7 protein-coding genes are annotated in these 5,414 nt (G+C 44.7%); 4 read left to right on the top strand and 3 right to left on the bottom strand.

Going from position 1 to position 5,414, the window contains the following annotated elements; translation table 11 throughout:
- Window positions 1–46: 46 nt before the first annotated feature.
- On the top strand, window positions 47–493 hold the full coding sequence (locus tag AACT21_RS06015) for a CidA/LrgA family protein (RefSeq protein WP_013856338.1): 447 nt from the start codon (window positions 47–49) through the stop codon (window positions 491–493).
- Entirely contained in the window at window positions 490–1,191 is a 702-nt protein-coding gene (locus tag AACT21_RS06020) for an LrgB family protein (RefSeq protein ID WP_013856339.1), read from the top strand. The genes AACT21_RS06015 and AACT21_RS06020 overlap by 4 nt, the downstream gene beginning before the upstream one ends.
- A 70-nt stretch (window positions 1,192–1,261) precedes the next feature.
- Here AACT21_RS06020 and fldA read toward each other — a convergent pair whose 3' ends face one another.
- From fldA to AACT21_RS06035, 3 genes are all read right to left on the bottom strand, one after another.
- Window positions 1,262–1,795, bottom strand: coding sequence for a flavodoxin FldA (gene fldA / locus AACT21_RS06025; protein WP_013856340.1), 534 nt, complete (start codon window positions 1,793–1,795; stop codon window positions 1,262–1,264).
- 48 nt (window positions 1,796–1,843) lie between these two features.
- The gene (locus AACT21_RS06030; protein WP_010318683.1) at window positions 1,844–2,065 is read right to left on the bottom strand and encodes a DUF2788 domain-containing protein; all 222 of its coding nucleotides are present in this window, start codon (window positions 2,063–2,065) and stop codon (window positions 1,844–1,846) included.
- Between the two features lie 108 nt (window positions 2,066–2,173).
- The gene (locus AACT21_RS06035; protein WP_017045728.1) at window positions 2,174–2,944 is read right to left on the bottom strand and encodes an alpha/beta fold hydrolase; all 771 of its coding nucleotides are present in this window, start codon (window positions 2,942–2,944) and stop codon (window positions 2,174–2,176) included.
- A 92-nt stretch (window positions 2,945–3,036) separates the two neighbouring features.
- Between AACT21_RS06035 and seqA the strand changes: the two genes are divergently transcribed.
- Together seqA and pgm are read left to right on the top strand one after the other, a co-directional pair.
- Entirely contained in the window at window positions 3,037–3,582 is a 546-nt protein-coding gene (gene seqA / locus AACT21_RS06040) for a replication initiation negative regulator SeqA (RefSeq protein WP_010318681.1), read from the top strand.
- A gap of 110 nt (window positions 3,583–3,692) precedes the next feature.
- Window positions 3,693–5,339 carry a phosphoglucomutase (alpha-D-glucose-1,6-bisphosphate-dependent) gene (gene pgm, locus AACT21_RS06045; protein ID WP_094164491.1) on the top strand — a complete coding sequence of 549 codons (1,647 nt, stop codon included), beginning with the start codon at window positions 3,693–3,695 and terminating at the stop codon, window positions 5,337–5,339.
- The last annotated feature ends 75 nt before the right edge of the window (window positions 5,340–5,414 follow it).

The raw sequence follows: 5,414 nt of genomic DNA on the forward strand, positions 1-5,414 counted from the left end.
GCTTAATATAATGTGACTAATTTCACAAAACGGCATTAGTCTCATCATGCAAAGAATAAGAAACAGCCAAAGAGTAAAAAACAATCTGCAAACAGTGGTACAAGTTGTTGCGCTATCAATGATCTGGTTTTTGGCGGATTTTCTAGTCAGCACTTTTCATATTCCTTTACCAGCAAATTTAACGGGCATGCTATTGCTGTTAACTTTAGTGATTATGCGAGTTGTAAAAGTTGATTGGCTGCGCAAGGGAGCAACTTGGTTATTGGCGGAAATGCTGTTGTTCTTTGTACCAGCGGTCATTGCGGTCGTTAACTATCAAGAGTTAATGCAACAGCAAGGGTTACGAATTATGGCGGTACTTGTCATCAGTACCATCATGGTCATTGCTATTACTGCTTGGACCGTTGATAAAATGTATCGTTTAGAGCTGATATTAGCGCGTAGAAAAAGCAACCGGGCAATACGCCTAACCAAAGTGGAGCGTTCATCATGAGCTCACTACTTACCTCAACGCTGCTTGGTGTATTTTGCTTGCTGTTAACCTTGGCTTTTTACTATGGCAGCAAGTGCCTTTATCAACGTAAACGTTCTATTTTTTTAATGCCGCTGCTATTGGCCCCTATATTGTTAGTGGCTGTTGTGATGATCTTTCACATCCCTTACCAAACCTATATGGCAGAATCTCATTGGTTATTGTGGCTACTTGGACCCGCGACAGTGGCTTTTGCTATTCCGGTCTATGACAACCGATTGTTGATCAAGCGCCACTGGCTCTCTCTATCCGTGGGAGTGATCGTATCGGTTGTGGTGGCTGTGGGGAGCACGGTTTTGTTGGCTCGTTGGTTTGAATTACCCGATATGCTTCAGCGCAGTTTAGCGATGCGCTCGATTACCACGCCTTTTGCTGTTGAGGCGACGAAGTCAATTGGTGGGCAAAGTGATCTGACTGCTCTGTTTGTGGTACTTACTGGGGTGATAGGCATGGCGGTAGGTGAAGTGGTGTTAGCGTTATTATCCATTCGCTCTGGGCTTGGTAAAGGAGCCAGTCTTGGCGCTTCCGCGCACGGTGCAGGAACGGCAAAAGCGTATCAAATTGGCAATGCTGAAGGGGTAGTGTCGAGTGTGGTGATGATGATTGCGGGCATGGTCACTGTGTTGCTTGCTCCATTTATCGGCCGTCTACTTTGGTAAAGAAAAGAGTGCTGTTGTATACGGGTCAATAAAAAATCCCCTCGCAAGGGGATTTTTTATGTTTAAGAGATTAGCCTTCAAGTTCGGCTAAACACATCTCTTCATAAATCTGCTTAACCCATGTGCTGACGCGCTGTTCAGTCAACTCTGGTTGACGATCTTCATCGATGCATAAACCAATAAAGTGGCTATTGTCACCTGCAACCAAGGCTTTAGAGGCTTCGAATTCATAACCTTCAGTTGGCCAGTGGCCAATAATCGTTGCGCCTTTGCTTTCGATAATGTCACGCACTGTACCCATCGCGTCACAGAAGTATTCAGCGTAGTCTTCTTGATCGCCGCAACCGAAAATAGCAACTAATTTCGTCGAGAAGTCGATCGCTTCTAATTCTGGGAAAAAATCATCCCAATCACACTGCGCTTCACCGTAGTACCAAGTAGGGATACCCAGTAACAATAAGTCAAAATTATCAATGTCTTCTTTGCTGCTTTTCGCAATATCTTGAACGTGAACGAGCTGCTTACCCAGTTGCTTTTGAATCATTTTCGCAACGGCTTCAGTATTACCGGTATCGCTACCAAAGAAGAGGCCTACACTTGCCATAGAATCATTACCTTTAATTTGTCATTTTCTGGCGGATGAGCGTGTTCTTTACCCCAGTCCGGTGCCTTCCCAACTGAGTTGGATAAGTCCTTTAAGGATAAAGCCAGCACAACCTAAAAACAGAACTAGCCATACAATACGGCGCCCAAATGGCGGTACATTACCTTGCTTAAGGACATCTTTTATTGCCATACCGATAAGAAAAAATATAGACGCAAAAAGAAGATCGAGTCCAATCGACTCAAGCATGTTCATGTAGTCGTACAGCATGGGTATCCTTTATGCCAATTTGCTTGAGCGCACTATAACACTGTTATTCGTCAAAGTTAATGCGCGCATTGGTACCTATTTCACACTTGTTGTTTCACAGTAAAGCGGCTAGCTGCCAATGAACTTTCTGATCGCTCGTAAAACTTCAACGGGCTTTTCTGCGTGTAGCCAGTGCCCTGTGTTGGCGATGACGTGCGCTTTCGCTTGGCTAAACTGCTGCTGGATCATTTCTTGGTGTTCCGCTAGTAGATAGTCAGAGTTGCTGCCTTTAACCAATAAGGTTGGAACAGAGCTGCAAGGGATTGGTTCCCAGCCTAAAATATTCCAGTAATTTTTTTCAATGGCGGGAACATTAAAACGCCAGCTCATTACACCATCTTCTCGTTTAAATAACGATTTACTGAGAAATTGTCGTACGCCTTCTAGCTCAATATGTTGCGCTAAAATGGCCATGACCTCTGCTCGCGAGGTAGGCTGCTGCGCAATAACCGCGTTGAGCCCCGCCAGTACGTTATCATGTTTCCGATGCTGATAGCTGACGGGTGCCATATCTAAAACCACCAGTTTGGCGACTTTGGATGAGGCGATGTCAGCCAGCTTCATAGCAACTTTACCGCCCATTGAATGGCCAATCAGCGTGACTGAATCACAAGCTAACTCTTCGAGTAAACTAGCAACATCGAATGCCATGCTCGCGTAATCATGTTCCTCACTGTGAAATGATTGACCGTGATTACGCAAGTCAATACTCAATACTTGGTGATCGGCTTTTAGGTCTCTTGCAAGTAAACCTAGGTTGTCTAAATTGCCGAATAAACCATGGATCAAAACAACGGTGTGACCTTCACCTTCGAGTTTGTAATTAAGAAGTGCTGACATTTTATCTTATTAGTGATTGGTTTAACGTAGAGTATCAGTGAAGATCTCGCTATAATCCCTCAGAGTTTAAACATTGAGATTGTGAAAAGCGAATGAAAACAATTGAGGTTGATGAGGATCTATACCGTTATATTGCCAGCCAAACCCAACATATTGGAGAAAGCGCGTCGGATATTTTACGCCGTTTGCTCAATGTTGACGGTAAAGTGTCTGCAGCAGCGGTCGTGACGCAAGTAAGTACCGAGCCCAAGGGCATTGTTGTGAGTAAAGATGCCGTACAAGAGATACAGATTGATAGCGTAAAAGAGATGCGTTCTTTGCTCATTTCTGATGAATTTGCGGCTTTGAAAAAAGCAATTGATCGTTTTATGTTGGTGCTTTCAACCTTATACCGTATCGATCCAGTAAGTTTTGCTGAAGCGACCTTAGTGAAAGGACGTAAGCGTGTGTATTTTGCTGACAACGAGCAAACCTTGCTTGCTAGTGGGCAGACAACCAAGCCAAGAGCGATTCCAAACACACCATTTTGGGTCATTACCAATAACAATACTAGCCGCAAACAACAGATGATCGAGCAGCTGATGGTATTGATGAATTTCCCGAGTGACATTATTGAGAAAGTGACGCACTCAATCTGATTTGTGCCCATTCATAGATAAAAATCTGATTCAAGCCTCATACTGCGGACCACTAAGTCCGTATCATGAGGCTTTTTATTTCGTTGTTATTTTAAGAAAGGATGTCAAAAATGGCTATGCACCCACGCGCCGGACAAAAAGCACGGCAGGAAGACTTACATAATATCCCTGCGCTCGTTGCAAACTACTTTTTACTTCAACCTGATGCGGCTAACCCAGACCATAAAGTACAATTTGGTACTTCGGGGCATCGTGGTTGCGCGGATAAATCGACATTTAACGAAAACCACATTCTTGCTATTGCTCAAGCGGTAGCAGAAGTGCGCGCTCAGCAAGGAACCACTGGGCCGATTTTTGTCGGAAAAGACACGCACGCACTCTCTGAGCCTGCTTTTTCTAGTGTACTTGAAGTACTGATCGCTAATGAAATTGAAGTGATCGTTCAACAGGATAATGGCTATACGCCAACGCCGGGTATTTCACACGCAATCTTGACTCATAACTTGAAGCACGCGCAAAAAGCTGATGGGATTGTGATCACACCTTCTCATAATCCACCACAAGATGGTGGTATTAAATACAATCCTACCCATGGCGGCCCTGCTGAAGGGGAAATCACCCAAGCGATTGAAAACCGAGCCAATGAGATCATTGCAGAAGGCATGCAAGGCGTGAAGCGTCTGCCTATTATGTCGGCAAAGCAATCGCCGCTGTTTAAACAAGTTGATCTTGTGAAACCTTATATTGATGACTTAGTGAATGTGATTGATATGGAGGCCATCCGAAAAGCCAATCTAAAACTGGGTGTTGATCCGCTCGGTGGCAGTGGTATTGATTACTGGCGTCAAATTGGCAAAGCGTATCAGCTTGATTTAACACTGGTGAGCGAAGCGGTGGATCCGACATTCCAATTTATGTCACTCGATAAAGATGGTGTAGTGCGTATGGACTGTTCTTCTCCTTATGCAATGGCGGGGTTATTAGCGTTAAAAGATCAGTATGATCTCGCGTTTGGTAATGACCCTGACTACGACCGCCACGGCATTGTCACTCCGAAAGGTTTGATGAATCCAAACCATTTCTTAGCCGTATGCATCGATTATCTGTATCGTCACCGCAAACAATGGCGTAAAGAAGTGGCTGTTGGTAAAACGTTAGTATCAAGTGCATTGATTGACCGTGTGGTCGCCGATCTTGGCCGTGAGCTGTGTGAAGTACCTGTCGGCTTTAAGTGGTTTGTTGATGGCCTATACAGTGGTCACTTCGGTTTTGGTGGTGAAGAGAGCGCAGGTGCGTCATTCCTGCGTAAAGACGGAACGCCTTGGTCAACGGATAAAGACGGTATTATCCTTTGCTTACTGGCGGCGGAAATCACCGCTGTCACAGGTAAAAATCCGCAGCAATATTATGAAGATCTGGCCGCGAAACATGGAGAGTCTAAATATAGTCGTATTCAAGCTGTCGCAAATGGCCCACAAAAAGCAGTGCTGAGCAAATTATCACCAGAGATGGTCTCTGCGCAAACATTAGCGGGAGATGAGATCACAGCCCGCTTGACGCATGCTCCCGGCAATGGCGCAGCCATCGGTGGATTAAAAGTGACCACTGATTATGGCTGGTTTGCTGCTCGTCCATCAGGCACAGAAGATATTTATAAGATCTATTGTGAAAGTTTTAAGGGCGATGAGCACCTCAAGCAAATCGAAGCGGAAGCGCAACAGATTGTTAATCAAGTCTTTGCCGACGCTGGTTTGTAAGCAAACTTATCAATTAAAATAGGCGGCCAGAGGCCGCCTATTTTATATTTAGTCGTCTATTATCTTGCTTAAAGC

This window comes from Vibrio sp. V08_P9A1T1, assembly GCF_963874405.1.
Lineage (GTDB): Bacteria > Pseudomonadota > Gammaproteobacteria > Enterobacterales > Vibrionaceae > Vibrio > Vibrio anguillarum.